Genomic DNA, 18,872 nt, shown 5'->3' with positions numbered 1-18,872 from the left:
TCGACGGATGAATATACCTTGGTAGGTATGTCTCTGTGTTTCTTGTTGAATTTGATCTACATCGGTATACCCATGGTATTAAATCAGTGATTTCCACCGTATTCAGTAGTTGATCACGTTGGTCAGCTGCTGGCAGTGTCCGAGCAGATTGGCGTCTATGTTGGGGTAAGCATAATCCACTCTGTAAGGAGATTCTGATGCGTACTTTCAATGTATTTTTTGCCAGTCTGCTCATTGCAGCGGCGAGCCAGGCTGCCGATCTGAAAACGGCACGCGCCCAGATCGAGGCGACATATAAAAGCGATTTGGCGGTGTGCCTTGAGTTTGACAAGAGCGAGCAGGCCGATTGCAAAAGCGAGGCACAGCAGCAGCGGCAAGGCGCTTATCAAACGGTATGGGATCAGCGTGACCCCAAAGCGCCCCTGCCGGAGTATCAAGGCGACTTAAAAAGCCAGAAAAAGCAAATCGAGGCTGATTATCAACTGATGCAGTCGGTGTGCAAGGAGCTCAGCAAGGCTACGCAACCCACTTGCAAAACCGAGGCGACCAAGCAGAAAAAAGCGGCCTTGAAAATCGCGCTCAGCAAACCAGCTACCGGGGCTCCTTGCCCGGGGTGCGGCGTGGTTAGCCGCGTTGCCGTGGTCGATCAGCCCGGTGAAGGCTCATGGATAGGCGCAATCAGCGGGGCGGCCGTCGGTGCGGGGCTGGGCAGCATGGTCGGGAAAGGCAGTGGGCGTACTGCGGCGATTATTGCTGGCGCGCTGGGCGGTGCCTATGCCGGTAATAAGGTCGAGGGCAAAATGAATGAGAAAAAATTCTATGAAGTGACCGTGAAATTGAACGATGGCAGCGAGCAAAAAATTGCTTTCGACAATCCCAATCACGGTTTTAAAGAAGGCGATAAAGTCCGGCTCGACAATAAGCAGCTGGTCAAACGCTAGTTGAAGTTGGCTTGCCAGCGGCAAGCCGCTTGGGGCTGTTTGGCCACTCAGGCCAGTTTAGCAACACCCGGCTTGGCCATTTTGCTCGGTGGGCAGCCAAAATGGCGGCTAAAGCGGCGGGAAAAGCTGGCGATTTCCTGATAGCCCAGCGCGGTGGCCACATTGGCGACGCGCTGGCCCTGAGCCAGCCAGTCGCGAGCCAGCTGCATGCGAATGTCGAAAACCAGCTGTGCTGGTGCACGGCCATAGCGGCGCTGGCATAGCCGGTGCAATTGCGTCGCGCCCAGCCCCACATGCTGGCATAGGGTGCTGACCGACCAGTTGCCAGCCGGATCGCGGCGAATACTATCGAGTAATTGCACCAGTGCTTGCTCCTGCTGGGGGCGCTCTTGCGCCAGATCGAGCAGGCGCTCTAACTGTCGGCTGACAATATCCAGTGATTGCAAGACCAGCGTGTCGTGTGCGCCAGCGTTGCCCAGCTGCGCCTCGCGTTGAAACAGCGATACGGCGTCATAGAGCCGTGCGCCGTGAGAAGTCTGGCCTAGCCAGCACTGAGCACGATGCAGATGCTGCCAGCGCGGCTCATCGTTGAGCAAAAACCACACATGCGGCATGGCCGCATCGCCAATTCGCCGAAACCCGCGCCGCCCGCGCGCAGGCAGCACGGCAAACTCGCCTGCGCCGATGGTCCAGCGCTGATTGTCCTCGAATATTTCGGCCGTGCCGCCCAGTAGCACGAGCAGAACATGAAAAGGCGGGTCAATCCGCTCGATTTCACATGGCCCATCCGGTTTGCCTACCCCGCACATATACAAGCCATATTCACGCATGGCCGGGCACGATGCCTGATGAAAAACATGCGCGCCAACAAGGCGCGATGCGTCCGATTTCGTCTGCTGGTCTAGTTCAAAACGCTCGTAATAGATGGTCGGCATGGCGTGTCCTGTGGGGATGTGGCGCCCGCAGCTGGGGCGGGTTCAAGCGCAGAATCGAACAAATCTCCAGCTAAACGCGAACATTCTAATGAGAAAAACCAATGATTAGAATGGGGCTGCAAGCTGCGTCACAGTTTCGATACTGATCGTGCTGTGAGCAGTGGACGCAGAGCGTAAAAACCCGGAACAGGGTTGCTCATTTCAATTATTCAGGATGGAGACTTTGACGATGAAAACAGGCTTTCGGCCTTTGATGGCCGCGCTGTGTCGCAGCGGGTGGCGCACTGCAGCGGATAAAACCACCGCTGCGCTGGCGCTGATGGCGCTAATGGCAGGCTCGCTCGTAAATGCCGCAGATTGGCAAGCCGCCGCGACCTATGGCAAGGGCGATTCGGTGACCTACCTGGGGCAAACGTATCAGGCGCGCTGGTGGACGCGTGGCGAAACACCCGGTACGGAGTGGGGCGCATGGCAGGTGCATGGCCACGCCGTACCGGCACAGCTGAAGACGATTCGCGGCGGGACGTTCACGATGGGCGCAACGATTACGTCAGGATTTAATTATCCGAATGAATATCCGCTGCACCAGGTGACGCTGGGTCATTATCAGATTGGCCGCACCGAGGTCACCTTTGCCGAGTTTGATCGCTATACCAGCGCCACTGGCCGCCCGCCTGCCAGCTCGCTCGATTTGGGCGGATTCGAGCTGGGCCGCCATCATTTGCCAGTGGTGAATGTCAGCTGGTTTGATGTGATCCGCTATATCAATTGGCTCAATCAGCAGCAAGGCTGGCCCGTGAGCTACAACGAGCACACCGGTGATTTGCTCGACGCTGCCGGGCAGCCAACGCGTGATATTCGCAAGGTGTTTGGCTATCGCCTACCTACAGAAGCCGAATGGGAATACGCCGCCCGCGAGCGCGACCGTGATCTGATCAACGCCTGGGGCAACGGCTTGCCGCTCAATGGCAATCAGCCGCTGGCCAATATTGCCGATCGCAGCTTTATGCTGCATTTTGGTGAGCTGGCTCAGGGCTTTAACCCCTGGCCTGGCGTTGACGACGGCCATGCGCGGCTGGCACCTGTGGGCAGCTATCCGGCCAATGCACTGGGTTTGTACGATATGTCGGGTAATGTCTGGGAATGGATCAGTGATCGCGAGCGGGTGTATACCAGCGATCCGCAGGTCAATCCACTGGGCGACAATGCGGTACTGATATGCGCATGCTGCGTGGCGCCAGCTGGGATAATACGACCGATATGCATCTGAGCGACCGCCCGGCAGTCGAGCCCGGATACTTCAATCCATCCATCGGCTTTCGTCTGGCACGTACCTTGCCCGCGCATCTGTCGCCCGATTGATTGGCGGGCAGCGGCTTGGTGCGGCTTGCTGCCGATGTCGCGTAAACGCTGCGAAATCGGGCGACAGATGAACTTTTTATTGCAACTCCGGGGTGTCGGGAACAAATTAGCGATATCTGTATAAATCAGCAGCATCTTGTCTGAAATAGCGCCGATCCGGGGGAGTGTGCAAAATGAGTGATGAAACAAGCCTGATTGTTTTGCTGCTGGCGGTGGTGTTATTCCCGCTGCTGTATCGTCTGTTTTTCCATCGGGCCAGCCGCCAGCTTTAGTCCTGCTAATCATGCGGCATGACCTAATAACATGACCTAATAAAAAAAACCGCTCGAAAATGAGCGGTTTTTTATTGGGGGTATATTTATAAAGAGCATTATTATCAATGACTGTAGTGATATACCCCTGTATTTACTCCTGGATTGTTAGGAGGAGCAACTGAGTGTAATTTCTTTGGCCCACTCAGGTGGCATAGCGGCGTAGGCGGCAAACTCGGGCTGCTCGGCAAAGGGCTGCATCAAGCAGCGATGCAGGCGCTTGATCTCGCTAAAATCGCCTTGCTGGGCCAGTGCAATCGCGTTTTCCGCCAGATAGTTGCGCAAGATGTACTTGGGGTTGGCTAAGAGCATGGCTTGGCTGCGCTGTTCGGGCGTGATGCCGTCGTTCAGTCTGCTCTGGTAGCGCGCTAACCATTGATCGAATTCGTTACGCGCCAAAAACAGATCGCGTAATTCGGCGGTGTTCTGCTGCAAAGGCCAATGGCTCAGGCTGCGCCAGAATAGCGTCCAGTCGGTGTGCGTGGCCTGCATCAGCTCAAACAGATCGGTGACCAGCGTCCAGTCGTCTTCCTGCCAGGTGGCAAAACCCAGTTTGCGGCGGAGCTGCTCGGCAAAGGCCGCTTCAAACTGGGGCTGATATTCGCCCAGTGCGGCGAGCAAATCGTCACGCGGGATCAGCGGCAGCAACGCTTGTGCGAGGCAGTGCAGGTTCCAGAGCCCGATTTGTGGCTGCTGATTGTAGGCATAGCGGCCACTGTCGTCTGAATGGTTGCAGATATGTCCCGCGTCAAATCCATCCAGAAAACCATAAGGGCCATAGTCAAGGGTTAGCCCCAGAATCGACATATTGTCGCTATTCATTACTTTATGTATTTCCTCTCTGGCCTGACTTTACTTTGAAAAAATGCTATTATCTGTTGATAAACAGTGATTTATATGGTTGTTTTGTATTGACAAGAAATTTTTATATAGTGACCATCAGGTAGAGGGTTAGGGTAGCTTGTAGGTAGCTCAGCGAGCTGGCTAATGTGATCGATGAGGGAGCAGGGATGGTAAAAAATAGAGAATTCTCCAGCGTGGAAACGCTGTTAAAACGAGTTAGGGCTGGCGAATTTTCTGGTGAGACAAAGGAAAAAATCCTGTTCACCTATAGCGGAAAAACCGGGTTGTGCCTGATCTTTTACCCAAAAAATCAGACATTCAGTTGGGTATTTCGCTACAACCAGCCTGTGAGCCATAACAAAAGACAAATTACGCTTGGTGCTCTGGACTCTTCAAAAATAAGAGAAAGTACAGCGTCCGCACTTGAAAAATATGCTGAATATTTTGCCATTTTTAAAAAAGGACTTGATCCAAAGGATTTTTTTGAGGAAGAAAAAAATGAGAAAATCAGAAATGCATATACTAGAAAATATATAACACGCACAGTTGCAGATGTTGCTCGGTCATATATTGACAACGTGTTATCTATTGCACAAATTAAGTCAAAAAATCAGCAAATTAAGGAAATAGAAAAATGGCTAATATCTGATTTGACAAGATTTCCATCGTTGAAATTTTCAGAATTAACTCTGGAGCAAGTAAGGAAATTCAAAATAGAATTCATTAACAAAATTCGCGAGATTGACGAGAGTAGAGTAGATAAAATTAAAAAGGATGGTAGTAGATACGTTAGGAGGAATAATTCTGGCGACTATTTGCTTAACAAATTAATTGGGTATTTGTCAAAAATTATCAAAGAAGAAACAAAGGCTGGCAATGTGAATTTCCCTTTCTTTCCTTTTGGTGCTGAATTAATGCAACCTGAAAAAGAAAGGAATCGATTTTTAAATGACTTTGAGTTGAGAAAGTTTTTTCAGTTTATTTACTCGGATGAATGTAGATTTTCTAGAAGCTATAAGGATATTTTAATTGTTGAGTTATTTACAGGGGTTCGATCAATTAATGTTGTGTCTTTGGTGTGGAAAAATATAGATTTGGAGAATTGTGTAATTAAAATTGACAATACAAAGAATGGCCTTCCCATTTTGGTGCATGTTTCAAAACCATTGCGTGAAGTGTTGCTTTTTCGAAAAAAAGCAGTTGGCGATTCATCTGAGTTCGTTTTTCCAAACCCGCATTATCGTGATAATTTTGAAGAAAATACAAAAACAACATCACCAGTTTTAGTGCCACATATTCAAGAAAAATCTTTGTCGAATACCAGTAATGGGATTTCAGAATTTTGTAAAAATAATAATATGAAAAAATTTTCAAGCCACGACTTACGGAGAACTTTTTCAAATTTGGTTTTAGATTTTTCGCAAGATTTCCTCATTCAAAAACTTGCACTAGGTCATAAAATAAAGGATGTAAATATTGTTCATTATTCGAAAAAATCAACAATTTTCAAAATGGTCTCTGCCGAAGTAGAGAAAGTGGGAAATCATTTTGTAGACCTAGGTTTTCGTCCGGGCGGGGAGTTCAAAATTGATACAGGTGGACGAGGTAAAGTGCCGAATTTAACTTCGGACGGTTGAAAAAAAAGCCCGTAAAACGGGCTTTTGCTACTCAGGTGTAAAGTGCAATAAGTTCAATTTTCGTTATTTTGCATGTCAAAAATAAGCTTTTGTGCTAATTGATTGCGCCTTTTTGTATGTTTTCTTACTATTTTTAAATGTTGTCAACATTTCAATTTGTTCTTCCGAGGGAATGACTGTCGTCTTAAAATGTGCATACGTCTTTTTTGAAAATCCAGTTTGCCAGACCAAATCTGCGTTGAGGACGTACAAGGAGTCGCCCAGCCGTAGAATCAGCTTTTCAGTGATTAATTTCTTCAAAGCATTTGAAACGGTGGGGCGAGAATAATTTGTCAATTTTGAAAGAGTTTCCTGTGAAATGTAAACGCTGTTATTCTTTTGTGAAAATTGACAAAGTGCCAAAAATATATCACTTTCGCTTTTTTTATCTAATTTTTTTATAATTGCGGAAAATGTCTGAGAATTAAATTGCCAAAATTGGAAGTTTTTGTTTTCCTCAAATAGTTTCTTTTTGTCTGTTATTTCTTTTTCTAGTTTCTCCAGTTTTTCGCTGTTATTTGATAATTTTTCTAGTATTATTTTTTGAATGTTAGGTGATTTTTTTTGGAAATCTTGAATGTCCATTTTTGTCTCCTTGGTGTAAAATTTAACTCAGACAATAAAAATTTTACGTATGAGAGATAATTAAATCAATAGGGTAATTAAAATAAATTATTATGTATGTTTTTTAATTATGTCAACTTTTTATAAAATTCAGTAAATTGGTTTTTGCTAGATTTTTTGTAGTGTAAGAAAAAAATAGGTTGATTTATTTAATTAATTTAATGTTGACAACGCTTGATTTTTCAAAAAAAGTCAACTATAAGATGTTAAAAATATCCAGTAAGAATACCAATTGTAATGGTTGGAGTAAGCTAAGTCTTATATCTAATTATCCTTCGCTCCCTTGAAACCCACGCTTTGAAGTAGCGATTGGAATTATCTGAATTTCTTTGTAAATGGGTTGTTCGCTAGGCTTTGTTGATTTTTTAGATTTTCTAGAGCAAGCTCTGATCTTGTTTTTGGCGTTTCCCACCCACTGTCCTGCTGATCTTGATTTTTTAATTCAGCTAGCCGCTTTTCCTCTTTTTCTAGTTGTTTTTTTGTATTAGTTAATTTAATTTCGTTAGTTTCGATTTCGTGTGTTTTTACTGTCAACTCATTCTTTTTTTCTGTATATCGTAGTTGAGTTGGTCGGCTATTGCTCGTTGACCGAGCAAAACATCATTCATCTGCTCTATTTCGGCCTGTTTTATTGCGAAAATTCGGCTGTCTTGAAGCTTCCGTTCGTTTATTTTTTTTAGTCGATCATCATGCTTTTTCTTTGCCGCGTTTTTCCGTCGCTGATGCTCCTCCGAGGATAATTTCCAATCGCGCTCGTTTGGGCCGGTGTGGTATCCGGGCGCTTCTGTTATACCTCTGTCGGCGTTGCTTAGGCGAGAAACGCGAGCATCGCTGCCTGCATTTTTCAAAGCGGCATTGCACAAATTTTCCCACAGCAAGCGTCCCTCTTCGGTGACGATTTTTTTTTCCGGGTGGTCGTTAAATTGCCTAGTTTTGTCACCATTTGAATCTCTAGTGGTATAAAGAAAATGGCAATGATTATTTTGAATGTCGTCATCTACGTCACAGTTTTTGCTACGTTTTTTTCTACCGTTATGTACAGAAACTGATCCGGCAACGTCATGAATTTCGCAAAATTCAACGGCAAATTTCTCGGCTAGTTCGCGTTGTTGTTCGCGACTCAATTCGCATGGGAGTGCCAGCTCCCATTCACGGCTGTGGTTTGAGTTTACCTTTAACTCTTTTTTGTCCTGCGTAGCCCAGAACGCCGGAATATCATCGATTCTTCCTCCCTCTGCCAAGTAAGCGCCCTCGAATTTTTTGGAAAAAACTAAAAAATTTTCTCGAACGTCGCTTTTTTTAGAAAAATCAAATTCTAAATTTAATTTTTCATCTCTAATTTTTATTCCGCAGCGGTAAGCGACAATGGACAGTAAAGAGCCTTTGTTGTTATTTGTCGGCTTTCTGCTGTGGCTTTTAATTGTTGCGTGGAAAATAGCCATTTTTAAAATTAATCCTTTTGATCGTTTTAAATCCCCCGGAGGGCGCACCAAACTACTGTTTGGATAAGTGCGCCCTTAGCAGGGAGCATTTTTCAAAATTGCGATTAATAATATTTTGATAAATTAAATTGTAAAAAATGAAAACTATGGGTTTATTGGTGGTAATTATTAAAATAATTGAAAATATCTTTTATTGGGTTAAGAAAGGTATTTCAATTTTACCGGTATTTTATTGGTCCTTTATTATTGTAATGCCGGGCCGGAGAGAAATGCAATTATTACTCTGTTTGTTTTAAATTCGACTTTGTTGAATTTGAAACAAACAGAGTATAACAAGCGGAGCGCGTTAGTTTCTGGGGGGGCAATAGAAGAGCAAGAAAGTCAGAATGTAGTTGATTAGAGTGTAATTCGATGATTTAGCCAAAGGGCCATTAATGTCGTTATTTTTAACGGAGATGGTGGAGGGCTGGAGTTTGTTGGTAAGAACAATAAGTAAAAACACCGTTAAGATCAGTTTTAACGGTGTTTTTTTAGTCGAGTAACAATAGCGTTGTCATGACTGAAGTTTCTAAATTAAATCGATTTTAAACTACTAAATCGCATTTTTACGATTCTAACTAATAAAATTCTGCCTCTATGATGAGCTTTGTGGTGTATGGATATACGTTACATGCAGGAGAGTATTTCTCTAATTTTTTGATCAAGGGCTTCCCCTGATGGCAGTCCAGGGCCGCTAATGAACCGGGCAGAGAACTCGTCCAACTTAAATCTAATCGTTCGCTGTTTAATGAGCGTTCTTCTTTCCCCGGATGGTACGGCATCGCTCAGATCATAGGTGTGGACAGTGATGATATTCTTCCCCGACTCACTTTCTACTGGAATGTCTTTCCCTATGACCTCTTCAAAGCGCTGGTAAACGGGCTCAGGCACAACAAAGTAGAGTCCCTTGTGTACCATTTTCGATTTAGAGTAAACAACGCTCTTTCGTATAATTTGAGGGATCAATCGCTTGTGCACGTTTGCCCAGTTCAGCCCGTGACCTGAGGGGGGATGTCTGCTTTCTCGTCTCGTGCGGCATACCATGCATCTCGGTAGTTGCCGGTAATATCAATTGATTGAACTTCAATCCCTACATACTCAATCAATTCGCCATTTTTTATATGCGCAAGAACCCAATCCATGCTCATTTTTGTTATTTTTACTTCTTTGCCCGAGTTTTGGCCTAGCGCGACGATTCCATCGAAATTTGTCCCTGACGTAGTAACTTGTTTAATGTAGTCATCAAACATTAATAAAGGGAGATTCTCCCCGAATGCATCCCTAGCAACCTCACGAATAGTTTCGTAATCGTTTGCATAGAGTCGGACGGGACAGATGACAACATTTTGCCCTGTATTTGTTACCGAGCACGTCCCGTAACAAATAGTATTTGTATGGTCAAATTTTATGCACGCTCGCCCTACGAACGGACATGCATTTAGATGCCAGAATTGTCTGGCAACCTTGCTCACATCTCTTGGATCGTATCCAAATACTTCAACTAAAGTTCTTTGTGACTGAGTTACGTTTTTTTTCTTATCGGTCATGAAATTAACTTTTTAATAGTTTCACCAATTGATTTCGCCATTAGAGCGGGGACAGCGTTACCAACTTGCTCAAATTGTTCAGTCAGACTACCGGTAAAGATAAAATTGTCAGGAAACGACTGAATTCTTGCGGCCTCACGTACCGACAGCGCACGATCTTGGTTTGGATGAAAGAAACTACCCCAGTGTGGATCGCACTTGGTAAGGATCGTACTGCAAAGCTCATCCGGATGGAGTCTGCCGTAACGTTTTGTATGATCACTTCTTCTCGCACGCTGGAGTCCTGCTGGGAGCAAATCATGTGGTATGTCTCGCCAGCTTCCGCCTTGAGGTATGTGCTTTAGTCGCTCAAGGTTGACTTTTCCAAGCTTGGCGCAAGCATGGTTGTAAATGCGGCTAGAGTCTGCTCGTAAAATTGATTGAAACTCCGATTGCGGGAGTATTGGGTAATCAATATCGTGGATTGCTTGCCCTAGGCTTAGTGCGGGGAGATCCGAAAGCGCATCACTGACCGTAGTTTTTCTTTTTAACTGTGCCGCGAATAAGGGGGATAATTTGATGCAGTGTTCCTTTGCTCCACCAAAGTTCGCAATGGCACTGGCATCATGAGTTGGCTCGGGAAACTCAATCTTCCCACCATCTCGCAGCGCTATGAAGATAGTTCTAAAGCGCATCTGCGGCACACCGTAATGCCCTGCAAAAAGAACTTTATGAGCCACTGAGTAGCCCATGTTTGTTAACTCTTTATAGATAGCCTCAACAACAGAACCTTTGCCTAACGAAAGAAGTCCGGGAACATTTTCGATTAGGATAGCTTTGGGGCGAAGGCTATCTGCAATTCTGAGGTAGTCTTTAAATAAGTGATTTCGCTGGTCGTCGAGAGACCGGATTGGTGCGTTGACTGAGAATCCCTGACAAGGTGGTCCTCCGGCGATTAAGTCTAACTCACCAACCTTAAGCCCAGTCAGGGAAAAAATATCGTCGTCAGTAAGTGTGCGAATGTCACGTGTGATGACTTTTGCGTTGGGGTGATTGATTTGGTATGTATTTGCGTAGACAGGGTGAATGTCTGAGCCCAATATCGAATTGAAGCCCGCTTGATTGAGCCCGCTACTTAACCCGCCTGCACCTGAAAAAAAATCAACCAGCTTCATTTTATACAACTGCTTTAATTGGTAACCGGCTGAAATTATAACGTACTTCCAAGTGCTGAGCGGAGTTGGGTGACAACCCGGACTAGGGGGCTTAATGGATGGCGATTTCGGTCAGTAAGTTATCGAGTTATAGCTTAGGTTCGTTCGTCATTATTTAATAAATATTGACATGCATGATTTAAGTCATTGCTGCAATAAAAGCAAAGAATGATGAAGATAGTGGCTAATCTTTGCCTTTGTTGCAGTAAGCCGCTCGACGGTGTAGTAGTGTCTGTAAAGGTAGCTCAATGGGTAGCTTGATTTTATTTAGCTTACATGTGTCTTGTTTTATTATGATTTTCGTAAAGTAAAAATTGGATGTATGTTGCGTTGGTAAAGTTGGAATATGTGTTTTTTTATTTGTAAGAATTTGATGGTTTTTATTCTGTGATAATCGCTATGAAGAACAACTAACTGACAGCTCTGACGCCCAATTCGGCGGTAGTTTTGCGTAGTTTTCATGTTCTGGTTGTTCGTCAAAAGGGTGGGTTAAACATTGCTGGAGACGCTCAATTTCAGAAAAATCTCCAGCCTGTGCACGTTGAATTGCTATCTCGACAAGATAATTGCGCAGGATGTATTTCGGGTTGGTGGTGAGCATTTTTTTGCTACGCTCTTCGTCTGTAACGTCATCGACTGTACGCTGTTTATACCGCTGCAACCACTGTAAAAAAGCCATTCTATCGGCAAAAAAATCGCTCAGTTCTCCATCGTTACGCTGCAGAACCCAGTGTGATAGGGTGCGCCAAAAAATTGTCCAATCGGTGTGCGTGGTCTGCATCAATTCAAACAAATCAGTCACCAACGTCCAGTCATCCTCAATCCATTCAGCAAAACCCAGTTTGGCGCGTAGTTGTTCGGAAAAGGCGACTTCAAACAGTTCTTGGTATTTGCTGAGTGCAGCTAGTAACGCATCTTTTTCAATCAATGGTAGTAATGATTGAGCAAGACAGTGTAAATTCCATAGCCCTATTTGTGGTTGTTGATTATAGGCGTAACGGCCATTTTCATCGGAGTGGTTGCATATATGCCCAGCATCGAAACCATCCAAAAAACCGTAAGGGCCGTAATCTAATGTAAGCCCAAGAATAGACATATTGTCGGTATTCATCACGCCATGACAAAACCCCACCGCCTGCCAGTGGGCAATCAGCGTGGTAGTGCGGCTGATGACTTGCTCCAGCATCGCCAGATAGGGATTGCTGGCATCTCGACATTGCGGGTAATGGTGTGCAATCACCCAATCGGCCAGCTCGCGTACCCGTTCAGGCTCGCCTTGATAGAAGAAATATTCAAAATGCCCAAAGCGGACAAAAGTCGGTGCCAGCCGTGTCACCACCGCCGCCGTCTCGCGGGTTTCACGCCAGACGGCTTGCGGCGAGCCGGCAATCGCCAATGCACGGGTAGTGGGAATACCTAGGTGGTGTAATGCCTCGGAGGCCAGGTATTCTCTGATGCTAGAGCGCAATACTGCCCGACCATCGCCACGACGCGAAAAGGGCGTCGGGCCCGCGCCTTTGAGCTGCATTTCCCAGTGTGCGCCATCGAGGCCACAAAACTCGGCAATCAGCAGGGCACGACCATCGCCCAGCTGGGGCACATTCACGCCAAACTGATGGCCGGAATACACGCTGGCCAGAGGCTGGCTATCTTGCGGCAAGCGATTGCCCAGCAAAAAATCAGCAGCATCGTCCCCAAATACCAGACCCAGCTCCTCAGCCAGAGCGTGATTGAGCGCCACAGTGTGCGGCGCAGGCATTGGCGTCGGCAAAGTCTCGATCCAGAAGCGTGAATGCAGCAGGCTAAAGCGCGGAGACAGCGGCAACTGGGCAAGTGTAAAAGCCATGGCAATCTTTAAAGTTGAGTAAATTAGTCGGATATTTTAAACCGACATTGAATAGATTGTCAGTAACTGATGCAGGCGCGCGCATAGTCTGATTGATCGACTTGGGGTATATTTGGGTACACTAATATTCATAGGGCTTGGAAGGCTATACGTTGACTATGTATAGCGATCTGATGATCGCCGCAATTTGATGATCTGAGCCAAGTTGCCAGATGCTGTAGCTAGCGTAAGCTAAAATTGCTGTCTTGTTGAAACACTTGCTTATTGTGGCTAGCCTCAGTCTGCTCATTTGCATAAGATAATGAGCTTGCCTTGATTAACCCGCACAGATGGAAAACACGCATGTTTAATGGCAAATCCCTATTAATTACGGGCGGAACTGGCTCATTTGGCAAACAGTTCATCCGTACTTTACTGGCAAAATATCAGCCCGCCAGAGTGGTGGTGTTTTCCCGGGATGAGTTGAAACAGTTTGAAATGCAGCAGGAGTTCAATGCGCCGTGCATGCGATATTTTCTCGGCGATGTTCGTGATGCAGATCGTTTAAAGCAGGCCATGCGGGGAATTGATTATGTCGTACATGCTGCCGCGCTCAAGCAAGTGCCCGCAGCGGAATACAATCCCACCGAATGTATCCGCACTAATGTGAATGGTGCTGAAAACGTCATTAACGCAGCGATTGAAAATGGGGTAAAAAGAGTTATTGCCCTTTCAACAGACAAAGCGTCCAGCCCTGTCAATTTATATGGTGCAACTAAACTATTGTCGGATAAATTATTTGTCGCCGCAAATAATATGACAGGCCATCATCCGACGCGTTTTGCCGTGGTGCGCTATGGCAATGTAATTGGCTCACGTGGCTCAGTGATTCCATTTTTTCGCAAACTAATCGCAGAAGATGCTGCGTATTTGCCAATTACCGATTCCAGAATGACAAGGTTCTGGATTGAATTACAAGATGGCGTCGATTTTGTTTTGAATTGCTTTGCCCGTATGTATGGTGGTGAACTGTTTGTACCAAAAATTCCATCAATCCGAATTACTGATCTGGCAACGGCAATGGCACCAGATAGACCGCAAAAAATAATTGGTATACGCCCGGGTGAAAAACTGCATGAAATGATGATTTCACGCGACGACAGCTTGCATACGCTGGAATTTGATGACCATTATGTAATTACACCTTCGATTCGATTTGTCGTTGAAAATGATTATTCAAAAAATGCTCTTGGTGAGATCGGCGTCGCGATGACGGAAGGTGCGAAATATACCTCGGACAATAATAAGTGGTATTTATCAATTGATGAATTAATCGATATGGATCAGAAATACAATGGATAGCTATATCCCTTATGGTCGGCAATCGATTAACGAAGCAGATATTGCTGCAGTTGTTCGCGTATTACAATCCGATTGGCTTACACAGGGGCCGATGATTGAATGTTTTGAAAACGCGGTAGCACAAGCTGCCGGAGCCAAGTATGCCGTTGCGTTGTCGAGCGCGACGGCGGGCCTGCATTTGGCATGTCTGGCGCTGGGAATCGGCCCGGGTGATCGGGTCTGGACTTCACCAAATACCTTTGTCGCCAGTGCAAATTGTGCAATGTATTGCGGTGCAGCCATTGATTTTGTTGATATAGACCGATATACCCGCAATATCAGCATTGAAGCCCTTGAGCAGAAACTGGCACAAGCTGAACTTATGGGTACTTTACCTACTTTGCTGATTCCGGTGCATTTTGCCGGCTTGAGCTGTGATATGGCTGCGATTGCTCAATTGGCGCAACGCTATGGTTTTCGAGTGCTTGAAGATGCCGCGCATGCCATCGGTGCCAGCTATCAAGACCAGCCTGTTGGCGGATGTCATTATAGCCAAGCAACTGTATTCAGTTTCCATCCGGTAAAGATTGTCACTACAGGTGAGGGGGGCGTCATTACGACCAATGATGAAGCATTTTATCGACGATTATTACGCTTAAGAAGTCATGGTATTACACGAAATCCAGATGAAATGACTCAAACATCGGAGGGAGATTGGTATTATCAGCAGTTGGAGTTGGGTTTTAACTATCGAATGACCGATTTGCAGGCGGCCTTAGGCGTTAACCAAATAAGCCGTTTAAAGGAATTTTGCAGTTTGCGTCGAGACAAAGTGCAATATTACCTTCAGAAACTCCCGAAGGATTTAATTCAACTGCCAAAGTATAGTGTTGAATCAGCATGGCACCTTTTTTGCATAAATCTAAGAAATGAAAAAGAAAGGAAGAGAGTGTTTGACGCAATGCGGTTAAGAGGGATTGGCGTGAACGTTCATTATCTGCCTGTCCATTTGCAACCCTTTTACCGCAATCAAGGCTTTAACGAAGGTGATTTCCCTTGTGCTGAAAGCTATTACAGATCGGCCATTACTTTGCCGCTTTTTGCTGATCTGTCTTTATGTAATCAGGACTATGTGATCCAAAGTTTGCTTGAAGTATTGGAGATTGAATGAGGCTCGCAATTGGAACTGCCCAGTTTGGCATGAATTATGGTCTGACTAATGTGTCAGGGAAGGTTCAGCCTGCAATTGTCGATGAGATATTAGCGTTAGCCAGAGAAAATCGGATTAATTATATTGATACTGCGGCAAACTATGGTGATGCCGAAAAAGTAATTGGTAGATCAAAATTGGGCTCGCAGTTTAATATTGTAAGTAAAATTCCAGCTCTGCCAGAATCAGGTCTGACCCAAGGCTGGTTTGATCAATCCCTAGATGCCAGTTTGACTAATTTAAAATGTACTACTCTAGATTCGTTACTTGTGCATAAAGCGGATGATTTACTCAGGCCTGAAGGTATTGATTTATGGTCTGCTTTGCTAGAGTCTAAAAAGGCAGGGGAAGGTGAAAAGAATCGGCTTTTCTGTTTATACAGTCGAGCAAACAAAGCAATTACTCGAAACGTATTCACCAAATCTGATCCAGTTTCCAGTGAGTTTATTTGATCAGCGATTCTTAACAAGCGGAATGATTGCTGAAATGTCGAGGGAAAATATTGCACTGCATGCCAGATCAATTTTCTTGCAAGGTTTGCTACTTGCACTACCAAATGAACTACCTGCATTTGCACTTGCCTTAAGTGAAAAGCTAGTGACACTAGATAAGTATGCAAGGCAATCAAACACTACCAGACTGGCATTTTTAATGGGCTTTGTTCAAGCAATTTCCGAATTGGAGGCTATCGTGATTGGCATAACTAGTGCGATGCAATTAAATGAAATTATTCAGGCGTGGCATCAAGCGCACTATCTTGATGATTTTGCCAGTTGGTCAGAACAAGATGCAGATATTTTAGATCCATCAAAATGGAAGCAATCATGAAGCTAACGCCGCAGAAAGAAGCATTTTTTGAAGAAGGTGATCAGTTTTTCCTTAGAAATGAAAAAAAATATGAGAAAAATGATAAGCCTGAATTTGTTAATCTGTTTTCCAAGTATGTAAAAATATCAGATCATGTTTTGGAAGTGGGCTCAGGTAATGGTTTGCATTTGGCAATGCTGACGGAAAGAAAGAATTGTAAAGCTTCAGCATTAGAGCCTTCTGCTCTGGCAATTGCTGATGGTCAAGCAAAGTATCCAACCATTAGTTTCTATCAGGGAACTGCAGAAAAACTCCCTCTGGCAGATGCAAGTGTTGACTTTCTTTTCTTTGGATTTTGCTTGTACCTGATTGATCGTTCCTTATTATGCCAGGTAATTGCTGAAGCAGATCGGGTATTAAAAGATGGTGGTTTTATTGGTGTTGTAGATTTTGATCCTGTAACTCAACATCGCCGCCCATATGTTCATAGATCAGGAATTTATAGCTATAAAATGAATTATGCATCCTTATTCCTCGCTTTTCCTCAGTATGCTGAAGTTGAAAAGCATGCATTTTCGCATTACGATGAATCTTTTCATTTAGATCAGAATGAAAGGGTTGCTGCATGGGTGCTACACAAATCGCTTGAGCAGGGATGGCCTTTAATAGCGAGCGCATAAAATGATTTTAGGTATTGTTCAAGCAAGAATGTCTTCTACTCGCTTACCCGGAAAGGTAATGCTCCCTTTGCTAGGGTGCCCTATGCTGGAGCATCAGTTAGAGCGACTGCTACGATGTAAGAGAATTGACCAATTATTAGTTGCGACAAGCAATCAATCGGATGATTTGCCTATTGTTGATTTATGCCGCCACTTAGGTGTTATGTGTTTTCAGGGTGATTTAGCTGATGTTCTGGATCGTTTTTATCAAGCATCTCAGCAATATCCGACACAACATATTGTCAGATTGACTGCAGACTGTCCTCTATGTGATCCAGAACTCATAGATGGGCTGATCGAGTTTTATCTTAATGGTCATTTTGATTATGCAAGTACGGCATTAGAGCCGACATTCCCAGATGGCTTGGACGCTGAAATATTTCGTGCTGAGCTATTGAAATTAGCTTGGCAAGAAGCGGATTTGCCTTCACAGCGTGAACATGTGACATCGTTTTTTTATCAGCAGAATCAGCGTTTTTGTTTGGGAAGTTATACCGACAAAATTGATCGCTCAGCGATGCGCTGGACTGTTGATGATGCCGATGATTTTGAGTTTGTTACACAGATATATAAAAAACTTTATCCGGTCAAATCGGATTTCAATCGGCATGATATTGTTGACTTGCTCAATAGAGAGCCTGAGTTATCCCAAATTAACTGCGCTAAAACTAGAAATCAGGGATATTTAAAATCACTCGAGCTGGATAAGCTCACTACAAAAACAGAGACCCATTAAAATGTCTGAACGCTACCACTGTTCTGAAGAAATGCTGGAAAGGGCATTAAAAAGTATCCCTTTGGGCTCGCAAACTTTTAGCAAAAGTAAAACCCAGTACCCTATTGGAGTATCTCCATTTTTTCTGACAAAAGGTCAAGGATGTTATGTCTGGGATGTTGATGGCAACAAATATTTAGACATGATCAGTGCACTGGCCTCGATTACACTCGGATATTCCGATCCTGATGTTACACGAGCGGTTCAAGATCAATTAAATGATGGAGTCATTTTTAGCTTACCGCATCCAATTGAAATTGAAGTTGCTGAGCGTATTTGCGCTATGGTTCCATGTGCAGAACGAGTTCGGTTTGGCAAAAATGGCTCTGATGCGACCGCAGGGGCGATACGGCTCGCTCGTGCTTATACCGGCAGGGACCGTGTTGCAGTATGTGGTTATCATGGATGGCAAGATTGGTATATTGGCTCTACAACACGTTCACTCGGCGTACCTGAGCAAGTGCGGTCATTGACTCATCCTTTTCCATACAATGATTCATCTGCATTAGAGGTTCTGCTAAATAGCCACCAACATGAATTCGCTGCCGTTATTTTGGAGCCCATGAATGTCATTCAACCCTTGGAAGGTTATTTGGCGGAGGTCAAAAATCTGGCTCATCAACATGGTGCCCTGCTGATTTTTGATGAAACAATTACCGGATTTCGATTTGACAATGGCGGAGCCCAAACTTTATTCGGAGTTACTCCGGATTTGGCAACTTTTGGCAAAGGGCTTGCTAACGGCTTTCCCCTTTCTGCTATTGTCGGGCGTGCCGAGATTATGCAATTAATGGAGGAGATTTTTTTCTCTTTTACTTTCGGTGGTGAAGCATTGTCATTGGCTGCAGCGAAAGCAACATTAGAAAAGCTACAGAAAGAACCAGTTCTATCTATTATTAAAGAACGTGGAGAACGATTGCTTGATGCTTTGCAGACGATGATTCATAGGCATAAACTTGAATCTTGGCTCTCTTTGTCTGGTTATCCGGTATGGTCTTTCTTATTGTTCAAAGATATGGATCCCTATACTCAATGGGATATTAAAACCTTCTTTATGCAAGAAATGCAAGCTAGGGGTGTTCTTACGCTGGGTACGCATAATCTGAATTATGCGCACACTGCTGAAAATCTGGATTATTTACTATCTGTATATGAGGTAGTACTGCCTAAAATTGACAAGGCAATTAGAGAGAAAAATCTGCACTCGCAGCTTAATTGTAAAACATTGACACCTTTGTTTAAGATTCGTTAACTGTGCCATTAAGAAAATTGAGAATGCCAA

18 protein-coding genes are annotated in these 18,872 nt (G+C 44.7%); 10 read left to right on the top strand and 8 right to left on the bottom strand.

Annotated features, from left to right (window positions below):
- Window positions 1-197: 197 nt before the first annotated feature.
- Window positions 198-941: a glycine zipper 2TM domain-containing protein gene (locus tag ABHF33_RS01970; RefSeq protein WP_348945396.1), complete on the top strand. Its 744-nt coding sequence runs from the start codon at window positions 198-200 to the stop codon at window positions 939-941.
- Window positions 942-988: 47 nt separating this feature from the next.
- Here the strand turns inward: ABHF33_RS01970 and ABHF33_RS01965 are convergent, their stop codons facing one another.
- Window positions 989-1,876, bottom strand: a complete 888-nt coding sequence (locus tag ABHF33_RS01965) for a helix-turn-helix transcriptional regulator (protein ID WP_348945395.1) — start codon at window positions 1,874-1,876, stop codon at window positions 989-991.
- Between the two features lie 229 nt (window positions 1,877-2,105).
- Here ABHF33_RS01965 and ABHF33_RS01960 point away from each other — a divergent pair, with 229 nt between their 5' ends.
- The gene (locus ABHF33_RS01960; protein WP_348945394.1) at window positions 2,106-3,146 is read left to right on the top strand and encodes an SUMF1/EgtB/PvdO family nonheme iron enzyme; all 1,041 of its coding nucleotides are present in this window, start codon (window positions 2,106-2,108) and stop codon (window positions 3,144-3,146) included.
- Window positions 3,147-3,657: 511 nt separating this feature from the next.
- Here ABHF33_RS01960 and ABHF33_RS01955 read toward each other — a convergent pair.
- Window positions 3,658-4,371: a protein adenylyltransferase SelO family protein gene (locus ABHF33_RS01955; protein ID WP_348945393.1), complete on the bottom strand. Its 714-nt coding sequence runs from the start codon at window positions 4,369-4,371 to the stop codon at window positions 3,658-3,660.
- 215 nt (window positions 4,372-4,586) lie between these two features.
- Here ABHF33_RS01955 and ABHF33_RS01950 point away from each other — a divergent pair, with 215 nt between their 5' ends.
- Window positions 4,587-6,029, top strand: a complete 1,443-nt coding sequence (locus tag ABHF33_RS01950) for a tyrosine-type recombinase/integrase (RefSeq protein WP_348945392.1) — start codon at window positions 4,587-4,589, stop codon at window positions 6,027-6,029.
- 75 nt (window positions 6,030-6,104) lie between these two features.
- On the opposite strand, the gene ABHF33_RS01945 is transcribed toward ABHF33_RS01950, so the two are convergent.
- The 6 genes from ABHF33_RS01945 to ABHF33_RS01920 all read right to left on the bottom strand — a co-directional run bounded on the left by ABHF33_RS01945 (window position 6,105) and on the right by ABHF33_RS01920 (window position 12,759).
- Window positions 6,105-6,653: a helix-turn-helix domain-containing protein gene (locus ABHF33_RS01945; RefSeq protein WP_348945391.1), complete on the bottom strand. Its 549-nt coding sequence runs from the start codon at window positions 6,651-6,653 to the stop codon at window positions 6,105-6,107.
- 354 nt (window positions 6,654-7,007) lie between these two features.
- Window positions 7,008-7,226 (bottom strand): hypothetical protein, encoded by a 219-nt coding sequence (locus ABHF33_RS01940; protein ID WP_348945390.1) that lies wholly within the window; start codon window positions 7,224-7,226, stop codon window positions 7,008-7,010.
- Window positions 7,223-8,134 (bottom strand): MobA/MobL family protein, encoded by a 912-nt coding sequence (locus ABHF33_RS01935; protein WP_348945389.1) that lies wholly within the window; start codon window positions 8,132-8,134, stop codon window positions 7,223-7,225. Before ABHF33_RS01935 ends, ABHF33_RS01940 begins: the two co-directional genes overlap by 4 nt.
- A 1,028-nt stretch (window positions 8,135-9,162) precedes the next feature.
- Window positions 9,163-9,720, bottom strand: coding sequence for a hypothetical protein (locus ABHF33_RS01930; protein WP_348945388.1), 558 nt, complete (start codon window positions 9,718-9,720; stop codon window positions 9,163-9,165).
- Window positions 9,717-10,874 (bottom strand): DNA cytosine methyltransferase, encoded by a 1,158-nt coding sequence (locus tag ABHF33_RS01925; protein ID WP_348945387.1) that lies wholly within the window; start codon window positions 10,872-10,874, stop codon window positions 9,717-9,719. The genes ABHF33_RS01930 and ABHF33_RS01925 overlap by 4 nt, the downstream gene beginning before the upstream one ends.
- Window positions 10,875-11,310: 436 nt before the next feature.
- A complete protein-coding gene (locus tag ABHF33_RS01920) occupies window positions 11,311-12,759 on the bottom strand; it encodes a protein adenylyltransferase SelO (protein ID WP_348945386.1) in 1,449 nt (482 codons plus the stop codon).
- A 342-nt stretch (window positions 12,760-13,101) separates the two neighbouring features.
- Between ABHF33_RS01920 and pseB the strand changes: the two genes are divergently transcribed.
- Genes pseB through ABHF33_RS01885 form a run of 7 tightly spaced genes read left to right on the top strand, consistent with a single transcriptional unit; the run spans window position 13,102 to window position 18,842 of the window.
- On the top strand, window positions 13,102-14,100 hold the full coding sequence (gene pseB / locus ABHF33_RS01915; protein WP_348945385.1) for a UDP-N-acetylglucosamine 4,6-dehydratase (inverting): 999 nt from the start codon (window positions 13,102-13,104) through the stop codon (window positions 14,098-14,100).
- Window positions 14,093-15,250: a UDP-4-amino-4,6-dideoxy-N-acetyl-beta-L-altrosamine transaminase gene (gene pseC / locus ABHF33_RS01910; RefSeq protein ID WP_348945384.1), complete on the top strand. Its 1,158-nt coding sequence runs from the start codon at window positions 14,093-14,095 to the stop codon at window positions 15,248-15,250. The genes pseB and pseC overlap by 8 nt, the downstream gene beginning before the upstream one ends.
- Complete coding sequence (locus tag ABHF33_RS01905) at window positions 15,247-15,741, top strand: aldo/keto reductase (RefSeq protein WP_348945383.1); 495 nt, start codon at window positions 15,247-15,249, stop codon at window positions 15,739-15,741. The genes pseC and ABHF33_RS01905 overlap by 4 nt, the downstream gene beginning before the upstream one ends.
- Entirely contained in the window at window positions 15,641-16,117 is a 477-nt protein-coding gene (locus tag ABHF33_RS01900) for an aldo/keto reductase (RefSeq protein ID WP_348945382.1), read from the top strand. Before ABHF33_RS01905 ends, ABHF33_RS01900 begins: the two co-directional genes overlap by 101 nt.
- Complete coding sequence (locus ABHF33_RS01895) at window positions 16,102-16,776, top strand: class I SAM-dependent methyltransferase (protein ID WP_348945381.1); 675 nt, start codon at window positions 16,102-16,104, stop codon at window positions 16,774-16,776. Before ABHF33_RS01900 ends, ABHF33_RS01895 begins: the two co-directional genes overlap by 16 nt.
- A 1-nt stretch (window position 16,777) precedes the next feature.
- The gene (locus tag ABHF33_RS01890; protein ID WP_348945380.1) at window positions 16,778-17,551 is read left to right on the top strand and encodes a glycosyltransferase family protein; all 774 of its coding nucleotides are present in this window, start codon (window positions 16,778-16,780) and stop codon (window positions 17,549-17,551) included.
- A 1-nt stretch (window position 17,552) separates the two neighbouring features.
- Window positions 17,553-18,842: an aminotransferase class III-fold pyridoxal phosphate-dependent enzyme gene (locus tag ABHF33_RS01885; RefSeq protein ID WP_348945379.1), complete on the top strand. Its 1,290-nt coding sequence runs from the start codon at window positions 17,553-17,555 to the stop codon at window positions 18,840-18,842.
- Window positions 18,843-18,872 lie beyond the last annotated feature (30 nt).

Source organism: Chitinibacter sp. FCG-7 (assembly GCF_040047665.1).
Taxonomy (GTDB): domain Bacteria; phylum Pseudomonadota; class Gammaproteobacteria; order Burkholderiales; family Chitinibacteraceae; genus Chitinibacter; species Chitinibacter mangrovi.
The sequence above is the reverse complement of the archived record's forward strand: the minus strand, read 5'-3'. Positions and strand labels throughout refer to the sequence as shown.

Coding starts and splice junctions, on each gene's coding strand:
- ABHF33_RS01970 (WP_348945396.1), top strand. CDS start 198: ATGCGTACTTTCAATGTATTTTTTGCCAGTCTGCTCATTGCAGCGGCG.
- ABHF33_RS01965 (WP_348945395.1), bottom strand. CDS start 1,876: ATGCCGACCATCTATTACGAGCGTTTTGAACTAGACCAGCAGACGAAA.
- ABHF33_RS01960 (WP_348945394.1), top strand. CDS start 2,106: ATGAAAACAGGCTTTCGGCCTTTGATGGCCGCGCTGTGTCGCAGCGGG.
- ABHF33_RS01955 (WP_348945393.1), bottom strand. CDS start 4,371: ATGAATAGCGACAATATGTCGATTCTGGGGCTAACCCTTGACTATGGC.
- ABHF33_RS01945 (WP_348945391.1), bottom strand. CDS start 6,653: ATGGACATTCAAGATTTCCAAAAAAAATCACCTAACATTCAAAAAATA.
- ABHF33_RS01935 (WP_348945389.1), bottom strand. CDS start 8,134: ATGGCTATTTTCCACGCAACAATTAAAAGCCACAGCAGAAAGCCGACA.
- ABHF33_RS01930 (WP_348945388.1), bottom strand. CDS start 9,720: ATGACCGATAAGAAAAAAAACGTAACTCAGTCACAAAGAACTTTAGTT.
- ABHF33_RS01925 (WP_348945387.1), bottom strand. CDS start 10,874: ATGAAGCTGGTTGATTTTTTTTCAGGTGCAGGCGGGTTAAGTAGCGGG.
- ABHF33_RS01920 (WP_348945386.1), bottom strand. CDS start 12,759: ATGGCTTTTACACTTGCCCAGTTGCCGCTGTCTCCGCGCTTTAGCCTG.
- pseB (WP_348945385.1), top strand. CDS start 13,102: ATGTTTAATGGCAAATCCCTATTAATTACGGGCGGAACTGGCTCATTT.
- pseC (WP_348945384.1), top strand. CDS start 14,093: ATGGATAGCTATATCCCTTATGGTCGGCAATCGATTAACGAAGCAGAT.
- ABHF33_RS01905 (WP_348945383.1), top strand. CDS start 15,247: ATGAGGCTCGCAATTGGAACTGCCCAGTTTGGCATGAATTATGGTCTG.
- ABHF33_RS01895 (WP_348945381.1), top strand. CDS start 16,102: ATGGAAGCAATCATGAAGCTAACGCCGCAGAAAGAAGCATTTTTTGAA.
- ABHF33_RS01890 (WP_348945380.1), top strand. CDS start 16,778: ATGATTTTAGGTATTGTTCAAGCAAGAATGTCTTCTACTCGCTTACCC.
- ABHF33_RS01885 (WP_348945379.1), top strand. CDS start 17,553: ATGTCTGAACGCTACCACTGTTCTGAAGAAATGCTGGAAAGGGCATTA.